General features: G+C 52.9%; 24 protein-coding genes. 10 read left to right on the top strand and 14 right to left on the bottom strand.

All coding sequences use genetic code 11. The features are described from left to right. Nucleotides 1–162: 162 nt before the first annotated feature. From EL386_RS05890 to EL386_RS05880, 3 genes are all read right to left on the bottom strand, one after another. Complete coding sequence (locus EL386_RS05890; protein ID WP_126454358.1) at nt 163–2,829, bottom strand: ATP-binding protein; 2,667 nt, start codon at nt 2,827–2,829, stop codon at nt 163–165. Then, the gene (locus EL386_RS05885; RefSeq protein WP_126454356.1) at nt 2,813–3,802 is read right to left on the bottom strand and encodes an ABC transporter substrate-binding protein; all 990 of its coding nucleotides are present in this window, start codon (nt 3,800–3,802) and stop codon (nt 2,813–2,815) included. The genes EL386_RS05890 and EL386_RS05885 overlap by 17 nt, the downstream gene beginning before the upstream one ends. A gap of 132 nt (nt 3,803–3,934) precedes the next feature. After that, complete coding sequence (locus EL386_RS05880; RefSeq protein ID WP_126454354.1) at nt 3,935–4,600, bottom strand: response regulator; 666 nt, start codon at nt 4,598–4,600, stop codon at nt 3,935–3,937. 455 nt (nt 4,601–5,055) lie between these two features. Here EL386_RS05880 and EL386_RS05875 point away from each other — a divergent pair, with 455 nt between their 5' ends. Then, the gene (locus tag EL386_RS05875; RefSeq protein WP_126454352.1) at nt 5,056–5,799 is read left to right on the top strand and encodes a glutathione peroxidase; all 744 of its coding nucleotides are present in this window, start codon (nt 5,056–5,058) and stop codon (nt 5,797–5,799) included. Between the two features lie 181 nt (nt 5,800–5,980). Continuing rightward, the gene (locus tag EL386_RS05870) at nt 5,981–6,361 is read left to right on the top strand and encodes a response regulator (RefSeq protein ID WP_126454350.1); all 381 of its coding nucleotides are present in this window, start codon (nt 5,981–5,983) and stop codon (nt 6,359–6,361) included. On the opposite strand, the gene EL386_RS05865 is transcribed toward EL386_RS05870, so the two are convergent. Then, a complete protein-coding gene (locus tag EL386_RS05865) occupies nt 6,358–6,663 on the bottom strand; it encodes a hypothetical protein (protein WP_126454348.1) in 306 nt (101 codons plus the stop codon). The genes EL386_RS05870 and EL386_RS05865 overlap by 4 nt on opposite strands. 312 nt (nt 6,664–6,975) lie before the next feature. Between EL386_RS05865 and EL386_RS05860 the strand changes: the two genes are divergently transcribed. Further along, on the top strand, nt 6,976–7,422 hold the full coding sequence (locus tag EL386_RS05860; RefSeq protein WP_126454346.1) for a ligand-binding protein SH3: 447 nt from the start codon (nt 6,976–6,978) through the stop codon (nt 7,420–7,422). Nucleotides 7,423–7,491: 69 nt separating this feature from the next. Here the strand turns inward: EL386_RS05860 and EL386_RS05855 are convergent, their stop codons facing one another. Further along, nucleotides 7,492–7,836, bottom strand: a complete 345-nt coding sequence (locus EL386_RS05855; RefSeq protein WP_126454344.1) for a histidine triad nucleotide-binding protein — start codon at nt 7,834–7,836, stop codon at nt 7,492–7,494. Between the two features lie 167 nt (nt 7,837–8,003). Between EL386_RS05855 and EL386_RS05850 the strand changes: the two genes are divergently transcribed. The 3 genes from EL386_RS05850 (at nt 8,004) to EL386_RS05840 (ending at nt 10,973) form a co-directional block, all read left to right on the top strand. Further along, entirely contained in the window at nt 8,004–8,537 is a 534-nt protein-coding gene (locus EL386_RS05850; protein WP_126454342.1) for a metallophosphoesterase family protein, read from the top strand. A 115-nt stretch (nt 8,538–8,652) separates the two neighbouring features. Then, entirely contained in the window at nt 8,653–9,864 is a 1,212-nt protein-coding gene (locus EL386_RS05845; RefSeq protein ID WP_172597634.1) for an SAM-dependent methyltransferase, read from the top strand. Then, nucleotides 9,846–10,973 (top strand): NAD(P)/FAD-dependent oxidoreductase, encoded by a 1,128-nt coding sequence (locus EL386_RS05840; RefSeq protein ID WP_126454338.1) that lies wholly within the window; start codon nt 9,846–9,848, stop codon nt 10,971–10,973. Before EL386_RS05845 ends, EL386_RS05840 begins: the two co-directional genes overlap by 19 nt. Before the next feature lie 55 nt (nt 10,974–11,028). Here the strand turns inward: EL386_RS05840 and EL386_RS05835 are convergent, their stop codons facing one another. Further along, nucleotides 11,029–11,946: a hypothetical protein gene (locus EL386_RS05835; RefSeq protein WP_126454336.1), complete on the bottom strand. Its 918-nt coding sequence runs from the start codon at nt 11,944–11,946 to the stop codon at nt 11,029–11,031. A gap of 12 nt (nt 11,947–11,958) precedes the next feature. After that, nucleotides 11,959–12,411, bottom strand: coding sequence for a hypothetical protein (locus tag EL386_RS05830; RefSeq protein WP_126454334.1), 453 nt, complete (start codon nt 12,409–12,411; stop codon nt 11,959–11,961). A 210-nt stretch (nt 12,412–12,621) separates the two neighbouring features. Here EL386_RS05830 and EL386_RS05825 point away from each other — a divergent pair, with 210 nt between their 5' ends. After that, nucleotides 12,622–13,077 (top strand): YkgJ family cysteine cluster protein, encoded by a 456-nt coding sequence (locus EL386_RS05825; protein ID WP_126454332.1) that lies wholly within the window; start codon nt 12,622–12,624, stop codon nt 13,075–13,077. Next, nucleotides 13,074–13,526, top strand: a complete 453-nt coding sequence (locus EL386_RS05820) for a hypothetical protein (protein WP_126454330.1) — start codon at nt 13,074–13,076, stop codon at nt 13,524–13,526. Before EL386_RS05825 ends, EL386_RS05820 begins: the two co-directional genes overlap by 4 nt. A 14-nt stretch (nt 13,527–13,540) precedes the next feature. Here EL386_RS05820 and EL386_RS05815 read toward each other — a convergent pair whose 3' ends face one another. The 3 genes from EL386_RS05815 to EL386_RS05805 form a co-directional block, all read right to left on the bottom strand. After that, nucleotides 13,541–13,744 carry a hypothetical protein gene (locus EL386_RS05815; protein ID WP_126454328.1) on the bottom strand — a complete coding sequence of 68 codons (204 nt, stop codon included), beginning with the start codon at nt 13,742–13,744 and terminating at the stop codon, nt 13,541–13,543. Nucleotides 13,745–13,908: 164 nt separating this feature from the next. After that, nucleotides 13,909–14,340: a DUF1249 domain-containing protein gene (locus tag EL386_RS05810; RefSeq protein WP_126454326.1), complete on the bottom strand. Its 432-nt coding sequence runs from the start codon at nt 14,338–14,340 to the stop codon at nt 13,909–13,911. A gap of 59 nt (nt 14,341–14,399) precedes the next feature. Further along, nucleotides 14,400–15,149: an RNA polymerase sigma factor FliA gene (locus EL386_RS05805; RefSeq protein WP_126454325.1), complete on the bottom strand. Its 750-nt coding sequence runs from the start codon at nt 15,147–15,149 to the stop codon at nt 14,400–14,402. Between the two features lie 192 nt (nt 15,150–15,341). On the opposite strand from EL386_RS05805, the gene EL386_RS05800 reads away from it, so the two are divergent. Then, complete coding sequence (locus EL386_RS05800) at nt 15,342–16,019, top strand: hypothetical protein (protein WP_126454323.1); 678 nt, start codon at nt 15,342–15,344, stop codon at nt 16,017–16,019. Here the strand turns inward: EL386_RS05800 and EL386_RS05795 are convergent. From EL386_RS05795 to EL386_RS05780, 4 genes are all read right to left on the bottom strand, one after another. Then, nucleotides 16,016–16,252, bottom strand: coding sequence for a hypothetical protein (locus EL386_RS05795; RefSeq protein ID WP_197722156.1), 237 nt, complete (start codon nt 16,250–16,252; stop codon nt 16,016–16,018). The two genes, EL386_RS05800 and EL386_RS05795, sit on opposite strands and share 4 nt — an antisense overlap. A gap of 111 nt (nt 16,253–16,363) precedes the next feature. Further along, nucleotides 16,364–17,266 carry a sulfurtransferase gene (locus tag EL386_RS05790; protein ID WP_126454321.1) on the bottom strand — a complete coding sequence of 301 codons (903 nt, stop codon included), beginning with the start codon at nt 17,264–17,266 and terminating at the stop codon, nt 16,364–16,366. A gap of 21 nt (nt 17,267–17,287) precedes the next feature. Beyond that, nucleotides 17,288–17,653, bottom strand: coding sequence for a DUF6164 family protein (locus EL386_RS05785; RefSeq protein WP_126454319.1), 366 nt, complete (start codon nt 17,651–17,653; stop codon nt 17,288–17,290). Between the two features lie 4 nt (nt 17,654–17,657). After that, nucleotides 17,658–17,867, bottom strand: coding sequence for an RNA-binding S4 domain-containing protein (locus EL386_RS05780; RefSeq protein WP_126454317.1), 210 nt, complete (start codon nt 17,865–17,867; stop codon nt 17,658–17,660). Nucleotides 17,868–17,982: 115 nt separating this feature from the next. Here EL386_RS05780 and EL386_RS05775 point away from each other — a divergent pair, with 115 nt between their 5' ends. Further along, a complete protein-coding gene (locus EL386_RS05775) occupies nt 17,983–19,269 on the top strand; it encodes an MFS transporter (RefSeq protein ID WP_197722155.1) in 1,287 nt (428 codons plus the stop codon). The last annotated feature ends 87 nt before the right edge of the window (nt 19,270–19,356 follow it).

The raw sequence follows: 19,356 nt of genomic DNA, 5'->3' as shown, positions 1-19,356 counted from the left end.
TTTCACCCCTGGCAGGATAAATAAACGCCTTGCTTACATGCCGTACTACCTGGGGAAAATACTAATACTGTAGCGTGGAAAACACCATTCCCCTGATGACAGACTACATTGGCTTATGACGTCAGCAATCTGCCCGGCGGGCTATAGGAAATGGCTTACAAATTAGCCGGAACGCCAGATTTTTTCTATCTTTTGCGTCTGTTGCAGGCTCTCAAGGAGCAAATCGCCGGCGCTGGCAAAATCTTCCTGCTTAACGGCATCCTGCAGGCGGCGAATATCGTCGCCCAGGCTGCCGACCTTGAAGTAACACACCAGCCCCAATATCTTATGCGCCAGTTCGTATGCCTGGGTGGCGTCTTTGCTGGTAATACTGCCTGCCAGTTCGGTATAAACCTCGTAGAGGCTGGTGAACAACCGTTCAACCATGTCTTCAGGCAGCCGGCTCAGGCCATTTTTTATGTCCGCCTCACTGACCGGCGTGTGGTGATCGTCTGCGCGGATATAGTGTTTGAGGATGGCATCGAGTTTGTCTTCATCGACGGGTTTTAACAGGCAGCCGCTAAAGCCCTGCTCGAGGAGCCGCTTGTCTTCGTTGGCGAAGACGTCGGCGGTGACGGCAATAATCGGGGTTTGCGCAGCATCACAGGGTAGCGCCCGGATTTGGCGGGCGGCGTCGAGACCGTCGATCCCGGGCATGTGCAGGTCCATGAAGATCAGGTCAAAGTGAATATTCTTGCACGCCTCTACGGCCTTAATGCCGGTGTCTACACACACGGTATTCGCATGGTAGGCTGATAACAGCCCCAGCATGTATTTCTGGTTCAGCTCGTTGTCTTCAGCCACCAGGATCGTGCACGGCAAGTTATTGTCGGCAGATGGATTGTCTGCCCCCTCGGTTATCGCCGGAATGGCATCGTCCCCGGGCTGTGACAACATCGCCACCAGTGCATCACTGCGTAGCGGTTTGGTGAGCATGCGAATATCCGGGTCTTTCTGCAATAGCGCGTGGATATCATGGTAGTCACCGCTCATTAAGACGATAATGGTGCCGTGGTAAACCGCCCTGACCCGCTGCAGATAGTCGGCCTCAAAGTTTTTCACCGGGTATGCCGCCGGCAGTGACAGCATGACCACGTCATTAGCGCGTTCACCGGTTTCTGCCTGCAGCAAATCCATGAGCTTGTCCATGCCCGCCACGGCATAGGTATGCGCCCCCATATGCACCAGCGCGTTACGAATTGCCCGGCGTGAATAATCATGTTCATCCACTAACAAGACGCGCACGTCATTGGCCAGCACCACACCGTCATGGTGGCTGACAGTTTGCATTGGTATATGGAAAGAGAACTCTGTGCCCTCACCCTCCGTGGAGGTAAAGCCGATTTCACCGCCCATCATCTCGATCAGTCGTTTGCAGATCACCAGCCCCAGGCCGGTACCCGCATAACGCTTACTGGCCGTCTGGTTCGCCTGGTAGAAGGGACTGAAGACCAGCGGCTGCGAGGCCTCGCTGATGCCACAGCCGGTGTCTGCCACCGAGAAGTGTATTGCGTCGTTTTCACTGCCGAGTTCATTGTAGACATGCACAACCACCGATCCGGAATCGGTAAACTTGATGGCATTGTTGAGCAGGTTGACGATCACCTGGGAGAGGCGATCCTGGTCGCCGACTACCACATCCGGGATATCCGCATCGATGAGCAGGACCATCTCGATGCCCTTCTCCGCCGCCGCCTGACTCAGCATCAGCACGCTCTCCTCGAGACAATCACGCAACCTGAATTCCGTAGCGATAATGTGCATGGTCTCGGATTCAAGTTTGGAGAAATTCAGGATGTCATTAATCACGGTCAGTAACTGCCGCGCCGCGCGGTTAATGGTTCGGGTGTATTCCTGTTGCTGATGATTGAGGCCAGTCTTTTCCAGTTGTCGGCTGAAACCAATCACCGCGTTCAGTGGCGTGCGGATCTCGTGACTCATGTTGGCAAGGAAGTCTGACTTGGCATCCTTGGCCTGCATGGCCTCGTGACGTGCTATGTCCAGCTCGATGTTGCCGGCCTCGAGCTCCCTGAGCTTTTGCTGTAAATCAGAGACCGTCTCCCTGACCTGTCCTTCAAGCTTTTGCTGTGAGCTCTGGATGGTCTCTGCCATGGTGTTAATACCGTCACGCAGTTTACCCAGTTCGCCGCCAGACTCTTCAATCATGCGCGCACTGAGTTCACCTCGCGTCAACTGGTCAACCGTTTCGATAACCTCGCGTACCGGGCGGGTGACCCCCCTGGCGATCAACAAGGCCAGAAACAAACTCATTAACAGGCCCGCAAGGGTGATCAACAGGGTGCCCGTGAGTATCTTGCGCTGGCGAACCACATAGGTGTCTGTGGAGATATACACCTCGATGATACCCAGCACCTGTTCATAGCTGCCCGATGTGGCGTCATCCTGATTAAATAACTCGTCATAATCAATGGCCGAGGAGAGGATCACGGCATGATAGGTCTGGGTCATCTTATCCCTGGCACTCACACCCGCCTGGTATATCAGGGTATTGTCGGCATCGGTGATCTTTACCCCGACCAGGTCATTTTTGTTAATACTGGCCTCCACCAGGCCCTGTAACTGGAGAAGGTTTCCGGTGGCCACCGGGAACTCCATCGCCGAGGCCAGGTTATTGGCAATGATCTGCCCCTTTACTGCCAGCTCCTGGCTCAGGTCATTATTGCGGGCCGTATTGATATACGATGCCAGCACGAAGGTCACCAGTAACACCGGCGCCATGGCCAGGAAAATAACGCGGGCGTTAATACCCCAATTATTGATTCCCAGCATGGCTCAAGACCTCCTCTTTGTTACGAATCATGTCTTCAATTTTATCGCCGGGGAGTCTCTCCAGCCGTAAAAGGCGTTGTATGTTCGGGTTGGTGCTGACTGTGAAGTATTTCGGATACTGAATATGCTTAACCGTGCCGTTCGCCAGCATGGTTAATAGCCATTCGCCACTTTGCCTGCCTATCTGTTCCGGGGTGGAGAAAATGGAGGCTATCGCGCCCGCGCGGGTATAACTCGATGAAAAGCCGATGACCGGCTTGTTCATTCTATAGGCCATATACAGCAACCATTTTGCATTATGCCGATTGAGAATATTGGTATCGTAAAGCGCCAGGTAAACATCGGCCCCCTTCAGCGCCTGTTTCATATCATCAATCGTATTTTCTCCATTACCCGCCTGCCTGACGACAAGCTCCAGCTGCATGGCTTTTGCCTCGGCCTGTATGGCTTGAACTTCACCCGTCGCCTCGGCACCCACCACCATGCCCACGCGACTTTTACGGCCCATAATGATTTGCGAAAGCGCCAGCTGACGGGCGGCAGGCTGGCCGAGGTAAATGACGTAGTCATTTTCAGGCGATAGTGCACTCGCCGGGATGCGGTGATGAATGATCTCCTGATAGGTGCTTTCCGGGATCAGGGTATAAAGCACCGGGTAGTCTGGTTTATGCTTCATGGCAAACAGCGATGGCTTGACCCCTACCACAATGGCATAGTCAATATCTTTGGCATGCAGCGCCTCGCTGCTATGCGGGTCTTTTATGTTGATGGTCCTGAAGATGATGTTTGCCTTGCCACTGTCTTCTATGGTCTGTTTGATACCGGCAACGGCCTTGTCATGAATGCGTGATTCTTCATCAATCACCAGGGCAACCGTATGCGCTCCCTCCGCCGACCACACAGGCGCGGCCATACTGCTGATAAGCATCAGCAATAACAGTAATACGAAATGTTTTGCAGTTTCTGCAATCATAAATAGCTTGTCATCATCGATATGTCAGACACGTTCCGGGGGTGTTTATTCGATCAAATATGTTTTTATTTCACGAGAACGGATGAGCTATGAAATCAATGCAGGTATTACTCACTCTCCTGTGGTTTGGGTTTAAACGTCGATGATCCCGGAATTTTGCGCCATCACAACGGCCTCTGTTCTGTTTGCCGCATTGAATAAACGCAACACTGCTGCCACATGAATCTTGATGGTGTGATCAGAAACTTCAAGGGCACGGGCGATTTCTTTATTCGACATGCCACGCCCCATCAGTGCTAGCACCTCTTGCTGGCGAGCCGTCAGTTTGCTTGCTGCCTCACGGATTTCATTCGCCCGTGTCTGGCTGGGGCTATGGATTTGCCGCGGGTTCGCTGCCGACTTCGTTTGCAGCATGTCTGCGGGGATATACACACCGCCGTTACGCACCAGTTGAATGGCGCTCATCATGATGTCGGTACTCGCGGATTTCGGGATATAACCGGATGCCCCCTTATCGATAGCCTTGCGCATGTAACGCGGGTCTTCGGTACCGGAGATCACGATCACCGGTATGCTTGTATAGCGGTTACAGATCTCGCTGAGTAAATCAAAACCCTTCACCCCCGGCATAAACAAGTCGAGCAGGATGACGTCGGTATCCGCATGTATGGCCAGTTGCGACAGGACACTCGCCCTGTCATCGGCGTGCACAAACTCGATGGCTTGATCCAGTTGCGACAAGGTGCGCTCAAAACCTTCCCGTATGAGTGCATGGTCATCGGCCAGCAGTATCTTCATCGTTGCATCCTTTCAATATATTATTTTTATTCAAATACTTGCGATGTATTTAACCCTTTGCCGCGAACAAATACACTAGTACCAAAGGATTAGACCTTCTGGTTACTAGTCAGGGCCGCCACCGCAGGCTAAGCTTACAACACTTACTGTAAGGTTTTATACATGCAGGGGGGCAAGAAGCTAAATCAAAAAAGAATAATGCTTCTTCAATCGGTTATGTATATCCCTCCTCCTTTCAGGATATACATGACCACGGTGGGCGTCTGCAGACGCCCATTTTTTATGCCCGTCTGCCCCCGCGGCTCTGTGTTACCCCGTCCTATCGATTGGTAAAACCTATTAATATATTAGATATAAACGATTTCTACTATACATGCACAGGCCTGATAATGCCCTCGTCCATCGGGTACTGCGAGGCAGGCCCGTAACGTATTCCAGCAACAGGAGATATGCAGATGTTAGAAAATCGCGAAAGCCAGCAGGTACCCCAGGTAACTTTCCGCACCCGTAAGGATCATGAATGGCTCAAGGTCAGTTCTGATGAGGTCTTCCGCGGCAAGACCGTGATTGTCTTCTCGCTGCCAGGGGCCTTTACCCCGACCTGCTCGTCTACCCATGTGCCACGCTACAACCAGCTGGCGCCGGTCTTCAAGCAGCATGGCGTGGATGAGGTAATTTGTGTCTCTGTGAATGATGCCTTTGTCATGAATGAATGGCGCAACGAGCAGAAGGCCTTCAACATCACCTTCCTGCCCGACGGCAACGGTGATTTCAGCCGCGGCATGGGCATGCTGGTGCCGAAGACCGACCTGGGTTTTGGTGAACGCTCATGGCGTTATGCCATGCTGGTGAAAGACGGTGTGATTGTAAAACAGTTTATCGAGGCGGATGTCCCGGGTGACCCGTTTGAGGTTTCCGATGCCGATACAATGCTTGACTACATCGCGCCCAATGCCGCCAAGCCGAGTGATGTCACCGTCTTTACCCGTGAAGGTTGCGAGTATTGTGTGCGTGCCAAGGGCATGCTGCGTGATGCCGGTATGACATTCGAAGAACTGGTGCTGAACCGTGATTTCAGCGAATCGACGATTCGTGCCGTATCCGGTCAGTCGACGGTACCGCAGGTGTTCATCAACGGTGACTACATTGGTGGTTCCGATGCGCTCGAGGAATACCTGAAGAAGAGGCAGGCAGCCTGAGCCAGGGGCTCGTCATGCTGAGGCTCTTATAGTCCGGGAAACAGTGGCTCAAAATCTTTTGTGAGCCATTGTTTTTATAGGGCTTGTGCACAATAGGCATATTCGTAACGACTAAATACTGTGTTAAGCTTTATTCGAGCTTGATAAAAATATTCCATCATTCGGAACCGTCATTAAACCCATGAGTGCAAACCGCATACTTGTAGCAGAAGATAATCCCGTAAACCAGAAGGTGGTTATCGGCATGCTGTCAAAGCTCGGCTACAACGCCGATATTGCCCATAATGGTGCGGAAGTCCTCGAGGCCATGGCGAGGAATGATTATGCAATCATCTTCATGGACTGCCTGATGCCGGTTATGGATGGTTACGAGGCGACGCGGAGTATTCGTGCCTCGGAATCCGAGCATAAATCCGAGCATATTTATATTGTTGCACTGACGGCCAATGCCATGAGCGGTGATCAGGAAAAATGCCTGGCGGCCGGCATGGATGATTACATCCCCAAACCCCTGAGTATCAACACCATCAAGCAGGTCCTCGAAAAGTACCTGCCTGACTAGACAAACATATCCAGGCCCAGTTGCGCCTGTAATTGCTCCCGCTCCGGTCCATCTGCGATCTCTGTGTATTCCCGCAAGGCCTGTGCCGTACGCCCCGGTACGGCTTCGATGCGCGAGTAATCATAGTGCCGACGGGCATTCTCTGATTCCGTCGTAGTGGGTAGGCGAAGTGGCTGTGGCCGCTGATCGTCAGCCTGCCGGCGATGGCTATCGGCGGGTGACGGCCGGCCGACGATTTCCTCAACGGGAGCAACCCGCTGAAGCAATCGATATGCCGGTGTTGATACGAGCCCGAGCTGCATCCCTGTATCCTGTGCCAAGGTCAGACGCGAAAGTATACCACCGGCCCGTCGCCTGGCTAGCCCCTTGCGACACTGCCCGGCATGGCGCCTTTTTTGCCCGTCTACCTGAACCCATGGTTTTTGCCGCGTATTACCCACGCCGCAACCTTCTTTAACCTGCTGTTTTATAAAAATATTCCTGTTTCTCCCCGCGGCAGTACCACAGTGATTTACTAGGGTATTGACATTCCTTCACAAGTCGCTATATTAGAGACCACTAATGCACTTATGTGCAGATTAATTATTTTTATTCACTAAATTTGGAGGTGCCGCATGGCGAGTTTAATTAATGGTTTTCCACATGATGGTGTTGTCACCGTTAACCGCGTGGTGCTGAAGCCGGAATACACGATTGATGACCTGCAGGAACGTGTGGCGGTACTGTGTGAGAACGTCAAGACTTACCACTCTGAGACCGGTTTTGTCGGTGGTTTTGTCTGCATGAACAGCGGTGACATCTCTAACGAGGGCAGCACCGTGGGCCAGACCGTGGAGAGTGACATGAAGGGCAAAGAGGCCCTCGTGATCACCTTCTGGAAGACCTTTGCCGACCACGAGGAATCACACCGCAGTGAGACCTTCCAGCCCCTGTTCGAGAACGTGCTGGAACTGTGTGAAAACGGTAACGAGGAAATTGCCTACGACATGCTCTGGTCAGGTGCCGCCTACTCCCCCGATGATGCCAAGGCCGCCAAACAAGCCAAGGCCAAGTATGCCTGAGTCTGACCGGCCAGTGATAGCGAGCGGCGTGTCGGTTACCGGCACGCCGTTTTTATTTGCCTGGGGCGATCAGCCCGGCGGCCAGGCAAGGTGGCGTCCGGCGAGTACGTGTAAGTGGATATGAAACACGGTCTGGCCAGCATCGGCATTGCAGTTCATCACCGTGCGATAACCCGCCTCGGCCACACCGAGATCGGCGGCCACCCTGGCCGCAGCCAGGTAGAGTTTGCCGACCAGTTCGGCGTCGCCGGCCTGCAGGTCATTGATGGTCGCAATGTGGCGTTTCGGGATCACCAGAAAATGGCTCGGCGCATGCGGGTTGATATCACGGAAGGCCAGCAGCTCAGCGTCTTCGTAAAGTATCTCCGGGCTGATCTCGCCCGTGGCCATCTTGCAAAACAGACAATCACTCATTTTACGCCTCACTCCAGGGTCACGAATGATCCCATTATCCGGTATCTCCCGGCAGACACAAGCCGTGCAAAAGCGGGTGCGGATCGGGCCGTTTTTAGGCGTGACGCCACGGCCCATCTCGGCTATTATGCGCGCCTGCAAACCATCTGGTCAGCCACACTGTCATCATGAATAAAACCTCTGTCATGCGTATAGGTATTGTTTCGGATACCCATGGTCACCTCGACCCACGCATTGCCGCGTTCATCGAGGACTGCGATATCGCCGTGCACGCGGGCGATATCATGGGCCAGAATGTCCTCGAACAACTGCGCCCACGTAGTGGCCAGGTCGTTGCGGTACGCGGTAATAATGACATCGAGCAGGTCTGGCACGCCGATGAACACCCGGCCCTCGACACTATCGGCCATGAGGCCAGTTTCGAGGTCCCCGGCGGACATATCGTCGTCGTACACGGCCACTGCCATGGTGGCGATCACCCGCAACACGACCAGCTGCGTGAAAGTTTTCCCCATGCCCGTGCCATCGTTTATGGCCACAGTCACAAGATGGTCTGCGACCTTGAGGCGAGCCCCTGGGTAATGAACCCCGGTGCCGCCGGCCGCATACGCACCCGTGGCGGCCCCTCCTGCCTGCTCCTCGAGGCCAGTCACGACACGTGGCAGGTCAGCGAACACCGCTTCCCCGAACAAGACATCTGATTAAACCGCCCAGTCGGGCATTGACCTGTTACCTGTTTTTGCGGCAGCATAAGGACACGGCTGACCAACAGCCGTGTTGGATTGGCTATCATGAGGAAGGTTACCTATGGTATCAATGCTCGACAGATGGTTGCTCAAGATCCTCTACCGCCTGATCGGTGAGGCCCCTATACGCATCAGCCTTTGGAATGCTGTCCAGGTCATGCCGAAACATACGATGCCGGTGGCGCATGTGCGCATCCGTTCACGTGCCGCCCTGTTCCGTCTCATGATCAACCCCGAACTCTACTTTGGTGACGCCTACAGCAATGGCGATATCCAGTTGACCGGCGACCTCGTCACCTTCCTCGAATACATTTACCGCGGCATGGCGAGAAGCAAGCGTAACTGGCTGCAAAAACTCATTATTCACTGGCAGGCCCGGCCGCGCCACAATAGCCTGAAGGGCTCGAAGGAAAATATTCACCAGCACTACGATATCGGTAACAAGTTTTACAGCCTGTGGCTGGACAACAAGATGCTCTATACCTGTGCCTATTACCCGAGCCCGGAAGAGCCGCTTGAACAGGCACAAGAGGAAAAGATGCACCACATCGCACGCAAGCTGTTACTCAAGCCCGGCGAAACCGTGGTGGAGGCCGGTTGTGGTTGGGGCTCGCTGGCCCTGCATCTGGCCAAACACTATGGTGTAAAGGTGCATGCCTATAATATTTCCCACCAGCAGATCCTGCACGCCCGACAGCGTGCCAAGGAAGAGGGTCTGGATAACCTGGTGACCTTTATCGAGGATGACTATCGCAATATCCAGGGTAAGTTTGATGCCTTTGTCTCGGTCGGCATGCTGGAGCATGTTGGCGTTAACAATTATGAAGAACTTGGTGCCGTCATTAAACGCTGCCTTAAGGAAGATGGTCGCGGCCTCATACATAGCATTGGCCGCAACCAGCCGGAGCGTATGAATGCCTGGATTCAACGCCGTATTTTCCCCGGCGCCTATCCGCCGACACTGCGCGAGGCCATGGATATTTTTGAACCGGTTAACTTTTCCGTTTTGGATGTAGAAAATCTACGCCTGCACTATGCCCTGACCCTGCGTCACTGGCTGGAGCGCTTTGAGGAAAATACCGATCAGGTCGCGGAGATGTTTGATGAAGAGTTTGTCCGTGCCTGGCGACTCTACCTGGCCGGCTCAGTGGCGGCATTTTCCACCGGCACAATGCAACTTTACCAGATTGTCTTTGCGCCGGGCACCAGCAACCAGGTACCCTGGACACGGGATCACGTCTATCGCAAGGAAGAAGAAGCCGAATGGAAAAAAGTGATGTAATCATTATTGGCGCCGGCCCTGCCGGTTCCAGTTGTGCCCGGCAACTTCATCAACATGGACTGAAGGTGAGTCTCCTCGACAAGAGTCAGTTTCCGCGCAACAAGGTCTGCGCCGGCTGGGTGACCCCTGAGGTTATGCAATCACTTGATATTGACCTGGATGACTACGCCAGCTCACGGGTTTTGCAACCGATTAGATCATTCCGAACCAGCCGCATTGGTAGTAGAGACGTTTATACACAATACGATGATGTGGTCAGTTATGGTATACGCCGCAGCGAATTTGACCATTACCTGCTTGAGCGCAGTGGTGTCGAGTGCCACATGAATGAGCCGGTCAAATCCATTCGCAGAGATAATAATATTTGGATTATTAATGATCATTTTTCTGCACCGTTACTTATTGGTGCCGGTGGTCACTTCTGCCCGGTCGCCCGCCACCTCGGGGCCCATGTTGGTGCGTCAGAGGCGCCGGTTACAGCACAGGAAGTTGAGTTCGAAATGACCGAGCAACAATCGAAGAGCTGTCCGGTTGATGCCGAAACACCCGAGTTATTTTTCACCCCCGACCTGAAGGGTTATGGCTGGGTTTTTCGAAAAGGCAACTTCCTCAATATCGGACTTGGCCGCCAGGATCGAAATAAACTTTCCATGCATGTCGATAATTTCATTAATGAACTGAAACGGGCTGGCCGCGTTCCTGAGAATATTCCCGGAAAATTGAATGGTCACGCCTATTTACTCTATAATGATGCGCCCCGGCGTGTTTATGATGATGGGGTATTACTTATCGGTGACTCTGCAGGGCTTGCCTATCAGCAAAGTGGTGAGGGTATTCGCCCTGCCATAGAATCCGCTTTATTGGCCGCGAAGACGATTATAGACGCGAAGGGTAATTATTCGCCTGCCCACCTGGCCGGTTACGAAACGGCCTTGCGTCAACGTTTCGGCGATAAAATGCTTCCGCAGAAGAACCACTCACCCTCTCGACTAAAATGCCTGCTTGCCGGCATACTGCTAAGAAGCAAATGGTTTGCGCGACATATTGTTATCAACCGCTGGTTCCTGCATCAACAACAGGCTGCGCTCACTGATTTAAAGCATACATAAAAAGATCCCGTAGCCGCGGCTACGGGATCCTTTCACCGCACTATAATTTTTATTATTATTTCCCTCTGCCTTTACCATTCCCTCCTGCATTCGATCTACCGCCACCGTGGCCCGCATTGGGAGAAATACTGCCGCCACTGGCGCTAACAATACCACTGCCAAAGGCATGCCCATTGCCACCATGATTCTGATACGTCTTCACAGCACCCTTACCGTGGGATGTATTGACATGCCCTGCGCCTATACTACTGCCTGTTGCACTGGTAATACCCTGACCGTACTTATAGGCATTCCCGCCACCATGGCCTTTTGACACGGTTGTTGTGTATTTTCCATGACCGTGGTTTTTCGCCGTCATTGTACCGCTTGCGGATGCTGTAGTATCCGTCGCCGATACCGCAATGGGCTGGCCTGTTTTTACCGCTTTAATCACGTGACCAAGCTTAGTGTCATACTGCTGTGCAATCTTACCCCAGCCCATACCCTCGCTGCGCAGGGCCAGCACACCTTGTAATTCGATTACCTCTCCATTGCTCAGTGTGACAGTACCGCCTAACAGCGCCGCCTCCAGTTCCAGGACGGAGGGGTCTGATATGCCCAATTGCCCAAGTTGATACTCGGTGAGTGCCAGGCTGTGGGAAACATTACCAAAACCCATTTTTCCCGTTGGCGGTGTGATCGTGGCCGACTCGGTGATTTCCACGCCATCCACAGTTGTTGTTGAACTGATCGTAAACTCTTGCCCTTCACGCAAACCACTGACAACGGCCTCAGCGTTCTCCCCCAGTAACTGCTGATAATCATTGCTTAACTTTGTGGTCACTACGGTAGAAGACTCTGCGCCTGTCATGCTATCAGTTGAGGCCTCCATGGTCATTTCAGAATCTGAAGTCGAGGTCATCTCCGTTTCGGCCATAACAGGTAAAGAAAATGTTGCTGCCAAGAACGCTGCATGAATAGATAAATTTTTCATAATTATCTCCAGTTATGCACCCACATATACTTTTCGATCACCCACTAACGCCTTTTCCGTCTGGAAAATTATCTCCGTCGCGGTTGCGCGGTCCATCAGGAATGTCCCTTGACGAGCGATACTGCGCAAGCGCGTCGTCTTTTTGCTCACCGCCTCCAGCGTCAACTCAATTTCACGGTCAGAGGACTGAGCAATAATCACCTGACCCTCGCTGGTTTTTTCGATTGACTTGATCTTGATGCCCATCGTCTTCAATGCAGTAACCGCCGCCTTGTTGACGGTGCTGATCGGAGCAGTAAAGGTTTTATAGGCCACGCTGTTAAGACCATAGTTCACCCCGGTTGAGGCACCGATACCCAGCGCTGTCAGGCTGATGGGGTCACAGGCAGAGAGGAAAAAGCTAGAGGCAATAATGCCGGCATAGGCCAGGCGTCGCCGAGGTGAGACTCGCTGTTGATTTATCATGGGCAAATTCCTTACATGGGCACGGGGCTATACAACAATATTTATGTGAAAAAGTACCAGCACCATAGCCAGAAAACTGTGAATAGCCGCACATAACCGGATATATAAACCACTGTTTTTACTTTATTTTATAAAAAACCGTCCCTTATGCCTAAATCACCATCGTTGCCTCCCCGCAACTCGAATGTTATGACGATAGGGTATTAAGGTATGATTGGCTTTGTTGTAGAGGCTGAATGTATGTTTTACCAGGATAAACCCATCCACTTTGAATGCACCGCCTGCGGCAAGTGCTGCACCGGCAACGCCGAGACACACTATATTGCACTGACGCCGACCGAGGCCGCGAAATTACGTAAGCATCTTGAGGTTTCAGAGGCCTGGTTCAGGCGCCGTTATGTTGAGCATCTGACACGTGATAGCTGGGGCATACGTATGCATAATGGCCAGTGCGCGTTTCTCGATAAACACGGCCGCTGTGGCATCTATGCCCTGCGGCCCACCCAGTGCAGGACCTATCCCTTCTGGCCTGAATTAATGGATGACGAGGCACACTGGCAGGCCGAGAAAAAATACTGTGAGGGCATTAATCGTGGTCAGGTTGTCGACATTAAGGTGATTGAACGCAAGTTAAAACAGCAGGCCGCTGCCGAGGAACACGCATGATAAAAACACTCTTCACTTCCCTGCTGTTGTTTGCCTGCATCAGCCTGGTCGCCTGCAGTGACACTGCCGATGAGATGGCCATTCAAACGACTATGCAGACCATGCGCGAGGCCATACAAAAACACGACCCGCAGGCCTTTATGTTTCATGTTAGTAAAGATTATCGAGGCCAGTACCACGGGACCTATGGAGTCTTTGAAGAATTTGTCGGCCGACAGCTGAATAACAACAGGACTATCTATATCTACATGGCCGACACCCGTATTCAAATCAAGGATGATATAGCCAAGGTGATCTTTTATGCCGGCACCGCCGATGGCCCTGATCAGGTACCTGAACGCGGGCAGTTATTTAAGGTACAGACAAACTGGAGACCCATAGATGGGCGTTGGCAATTAATACATGCAAGATGGCACCCTGCCCTGGAATTTCCCGAGGCCGCCCAGTAATACAACGCTATTATTTACTCATCATCGACAAGGCGAAAATCTATTTCACCGAAGTCTCCGGTATCATCCCATTCATTTCCCCAGCCATCCATAAGGATCACACCTTGGTGCACGCCTTCAATACCGGGCATGTCATCGGTCTCTAATGCGATGTCACGAAGCTGCTGGCTGGTATCAGGGTAGTCCTGATGTCCTGTGGGTGGATGTTGTCGGTTCATGCTTGCACCTCCTTGGATGTACATGCTATTTCCCGTCAAAATAATAAGCCGGGCCTGTAAACTATAACGGCACCCGGGTTAAAGAACTAAACCCTATTATTCATGTATTGAACGATATAGATAACTAAAAAACTTTATCAGGAAGATAAAGTGACTGAATGAGATCAGGCGTGCTTGAAGACGTGTCCCTGCTGCAGGCAGTCACGCAACCATTTCTCCGTAAAGGTATTCAGCTGGCGTTTAACCTCGGCATCCAGGCCCCTGTGCCAGTCGTAGGCACGTGCATGCGCCGGGCTATTACCATCGATCTGGGCAATCGCCTCGGCCACACAAACATCATGGTAGACGCGTAACCACAGGTCGGGGACGGCAAGACGAATAGCGCCAGCCCTGTAGTGATGCGTCAGGGACAGGGCCGTGGTGTAGGGGCTGCGTTCGATCACCTGCAAATGCAGATCATCTGCATTTTTTGCTTTCGAGACGGCAGTATCCGCCATATTCAACAGGTCTGGGAGCAGGCGCATGATAAGCTGGTAATTCACCTCGTTGAGGCGATTCAAATCATGCAGACGCTGGCGTTGAATAGTATGGCTCATAAGTATTACAAATTGTCTTGAAAACCTGTGTTCAACTATCGTTTAGTTACGGCGGGGCGTCAATCTTGACTTTTCTGTTTTTGCCATTCCATCATGCGGGCACTGAGACGGACATGGGCCTGATTGAGTAACTGGCTAACACGCGATTCCGTGACACCAATGATCGAACCGATCTCACGCAGGTTCATTTCGGATTCATAATAAAGCGAGACCACGATCCGCTCACGCTCAGGTAATCCGGCAATCGCCGTTTTCAGGGCGTCCCGGAAACGGTCCTGGTAGAGCTGTAACTCCGGATTGGAATGATTATCCACCAGTCCGGTCAGGAATTCTTCCTTATCAAGGCCGTACTGCTCCATACTGACTATACAGGCATTGCCCTCTTGCAGGATACGGTAATACTCATCCAGATCGATTCCCAGCTCGGTGGCGATTTCCTGATCACGCGCGTCGCGCCCGGTGCGCCCCTCGATGACCTTGATGGCATCGGCCAGCTCACGGCCCTTGCGGTGAACAGATTTCGGGGCCCAGTCATTCTTGCGTAATTCATCGAGCATGGAACCACGGATACGAATGCCGGCATAGGTCTCGAAACGCGCCCCTTGTTGCTCATCATATTTCTGGCTGGCCTCGATCAGGCCGATCATCCCGGCCTGGATCAAGTCATCGACCTGCACGCTATCCGGTAGCCGGGCCTTGAGGTGATAGGCGATGCGCTTGACCAAGGGGGCATGCTCAACGACGACGGCATCCAGGTCGGCACTGACTTCCTTGTACACGTCCTCGGGTTTTCTTGGCAATTCAGCCATGCGACGTTGTCTTTCCCTTATTTGTGTCCCGGCCCAGTACCCTTATGTTGGTGGGCACAGTACTCACTTCTCCATAAGGGATCGGCAGCCAAGACCTTTTCTTTAGCCGCCAACGCACGTTAAACTAGACTTCAAGTCATGTCTTAAGATGTTCCGCTGACGTCAAAGAAAAGAACTTTAAAACAATATGTTATGAAATATTTGTTAAGTATTTTATTCTTGCTGCTGAGCCAGGCGGCTTGCCAGACCACGCCAGGCCAGCCCGGCAAGGATCTGGATTACCTGGCCAAGACCGACATCGACACGATCAGCGATATCCACGTACAGCGCATGGAGGCCCTGCTAAGACGCTTGACCGAGAAACTCTACCGACGGAACCCGGGACAGTGCCAGGGCGGTACACCGGCCATCAGGACCTGTGTCCACCGTGTGTTTGATGATGAGGCCCCCAAGCCCGATCTGGCCGGCAAACGTGGTACGGCGAGTATCCAGCTGGCCTTCGATGAGGACTATGAGGGTGACCGCGTACTGGCCCTTATGTTCGGCCTGCGTACCATGCTCAGGGCCGCTTATGGGGAGAAACGCGAGTTTTTTATCACCGATGAGCTGGACCCGCAGAAACTCTACAATTCCGCCCGCAATATCGAGATCACGGTCTGGCGGCTCAGCCATTATCAACAGCCTGATGGACAACTCTATCTGGTCAGTAATGAACTGGAGGGGGAGGTTAAAAACCTCAGTTATGAAAGGTTATTTGGGAAATTGATCTCGTTGCAGGACACCATGGCCGTGATCATCGCCGAAAGCAGCCAGCGTAACATTAAGAACATGATCCAGCGGCTGGCAACGGCCGTGTTCCTGCCGATTTAACGCGGCGAGAAGTCTTCCAGCAGGCTGGCAAGGGTCTCGTCCACCGTTTTGACGACCTCGACCGAGGCCTGGACCTGGACCAGGTTTTGCTTCAGGCCAATGAGCGGCTCGGCCAGCCCGGCCACACTGCCCTGCTGGGCCGTGGCGATGCTATGCGCATTTTCACGCGCCCCCGCCAGGCCACGCTGGATGCCCTGAATGCCTGAGGCCAATGCTGTCGGTTTAATATCCACGGCTATCTATCACCCTTGAAGAGCCTAATTACCCCAAACGGGAACCTTTACCCTCCCGTCCGCTACTTACTGTATCGTCCAATCCCGAAAAGCCTTGAATACTGGCAGCCATTATTTCTCGGCCATACCCTTGACCAGCGGCAGGCCCGGCTGACGGGCATATTCGGCCATGGAACCATCGTAGAGCTGTACTGCGGAGAAACCCAGGTCTCGCAAGGTCAGATAGCTCTGGCTGGCGCGGTGGCCGGAACGGCAATAGACGATCACCGACGCGTCCTTGTCCTTCACACCGAGTGCGTGCAGCTTGTTCATCAGCAGATCCGAACGCTTTGGTACAAAACCGTTGCCAAAGTCCACGTTATCCTCCCATGAGGCCCACTTCGCACCCGGGACATGGCCACTGCGCGGATATTTTGGATGACCGGCGTACTCTTCCTGCGAACGGACATCCAGCAACACAGCTTGCCCCCCTGCGCTCGCCGCCGTCACCGCCGCCAGTGATGCCTCGTTATTGCGTCCTCCCGCCGCGAGCGGGTACTGAACAGCAGTGGGTTTTACCGGCAGGTTATCGACCTTACGTCCCGCCAGCACCCACTGCACGAGCCCACCACGCAGGACCGAGACCTTTTGATGTCCGATACGCTCCAGTTCCCAGAACAGGCGGCCGGCATTCAGGCCGGCCATGTCATCATAAATCACCACATGCTGATCCGGCCGTATGCCGATCGCACCCAGCACCTTGACCAGTTGTGTATCCGGCAGCCTTACCGAGACCTTGTCTTTGCGGCGGGTGACAATATCCTGATAGGAGAGACGCACGGCGCCAGGAATGTGATAGCGCAGATACTGGACATCTTCCGATGTCATATCAACGACAACAATTTCCTTATTCCCCAGATTCTTCGCCAACCAGTCCTGCTCAACATAAACTGATTTCACACCAGCCATGACTGAGCCTGCACCGGTCAGGGCCAAACAACACAACAATATTGAACCCAGTACACGTCGCCACATAGCAAACCTCACCCGTCGCCTTCATTTGCCGATAAAAACAAACGGACTTAATGAAAGATAAATAATCAATAATATAAAAAGAATATAAAAAATAACCTGCAACGGATTATGCAGCAACCTGCTCAGGGCGTTCTCAAGTTTTCCCTGCTCACGCAGTTGCTCATGTTCTGCCTTTATTTGTGTCTGCCGATGCTGCTGAAAGGTTTCAATCAAGGCCCGTGCCGCAGGCTGGTCAGCATTATTTTTAAGCCATAAGGCAGCTACCGAAATCCCCCAACGCCCGGCCGAGGTCTCATAAAACTCAAAACCCTTTTCCGTCAACAAGGCCCGCACCTCATCAGCCTCTTCATCCGGTACGCCATTGAGTTTGAAAATAATGACTGCCATTGCGCTATTTCACTTCGACTTTTTTACCGGCGAATTCCACCACCTGGCCACTGCGTATCTTGCAGCGTTTGCGTGTCTCGACCTGAGCATCCACTTTGACCAGTCCCTGATCAATAAGCAGCTTGGCCTGGCCGCCACTGTTACACAGCCCCGTGATTTTCAGCAGATCGTTTAGCTGAATATAGTCTCTGCCTTCCAGGTCGAAATCCTGCATACGCGTACCACACCTTCATTTAACAAGATGGCAATCTGCCGGAGAACCGGCATAATACCCATCAATCATCATAAAAACCAAAGCGCCCTCGTCAGGGACGGTATCATACGCACAAATGACTCACTCACCCAGCACACGCCGCGAAAAAATTGCCTGGTCAATGTATGACTTTGCCAACTCTGGTTATGCCACCGTGGTACTGACGACGATCTACAATGCCTGGTTTGTCTCTGTCATCGCCATGCAGGGGGGCTTTAGCAGTGGCGAGGCCACCCTGCTCTGGACTGTCACCATTGCCATTGGCAATGCGATTATCCTGCTCAGTGCGCCACTGCTTGGGGCGATCGCCGACCTCTACGGCGTTCGCAAACGCCTGTTGGCAGCCAGCACCTTCGGCTGCATCCTCTTCACCAGCCTGCTCGCCCTGCCCGGCCCCGGTGATGTCGAAATGGCCATGCTGTTGGTCGTGCTCTCTTACGTAATGTTTGCATGCGGTGAAAACCTGATTGCCGCCTTCCTGCCAGAACTCAGTACCAAGGAAGACATTGGTCGCTTGTCCGGCTATGGCTGGGCGCTGGGTTTCTTTGGCGGACTGCTGACACTCGGCCTGTGTCTGGCCTACATCCATTACGCCCAGTCACTGGGACAGACCGAGGCACAGATCATTCCCCACAGCATGTATATCGTCGCGCTGGTCTTCGCCCTGGCCTCTCTGCCGACCTTTTACTACCTGTCTGAGCGACCACCGTCACATCAGGGCAAAGAACGGGTATTGCAAACCACCATAACCCACCTTCGCAACACATTCAGACATTTGCACCATTACCCGGACCTGCGGCTTTTCATGATCGCCCTGGTTCTGTTTCATGCCGGCATCTATATTGTCATTATTCTCGCCGCGGTTTATGCCAAACAGGTAATGCAGTTTACGACCCAGGAAAATATTCTCCTCATTGGCATCGTAAACATCACCGCCGCAGTTGGTGCCTTTGCCTTCGGCCATTTTCAAGATCGGCTGGGTTCAGTGCGAACACTGATTATCACCCTGCTTATCTGGTGTGTGGCGATAATCCAGGCCTGGCTCAGCCATGACCCGCTCTGGTTCTGGCTGGCCGCCAACCTGATCGGCCTGGCACTCGGTGCCTCGCAATCGGCGAGCCGCGCCCTGATAGGTTTGTTCAGCCCGGTCAGTCGCTATGGAGAATTTTTTGGCCTCTGGGGACTTTGTGTAAAATTCTCTGCCATCATTGGACCACTCAGTTATGGCCTGCTGAACTGGCTCAACCATGGCAATCATCGACAAAGCCTTTTGATCACGCTGGTGTTTTTTGTTGCCGGCATCCTCGTCATACGGCTTATCGATGAATCGCGTGGTATCCAGGCCGCTGCCACAGAGCGTTGATTCAGACCGGCGGCGTGCCCGGATACCGCTGCGGTTACCCTGTTCTTTGTGCCTGCTCAGACACGCCTTGAGAAACTTTCAAAACAC

The organism is Sulfuriflexus mobilis, from assembly GCF_003967195.1.
Taxonomy (GTDB): domain Bacteria; phylum Pseudomonadota; class Gammaproteobacteria; order AKS1; family AKS1; genus Sulfuriflexus; species Sulfuriflexus mobilis.
This window is presented reverse-complemented; position numbering and strand designations above follow the sequence as displayed.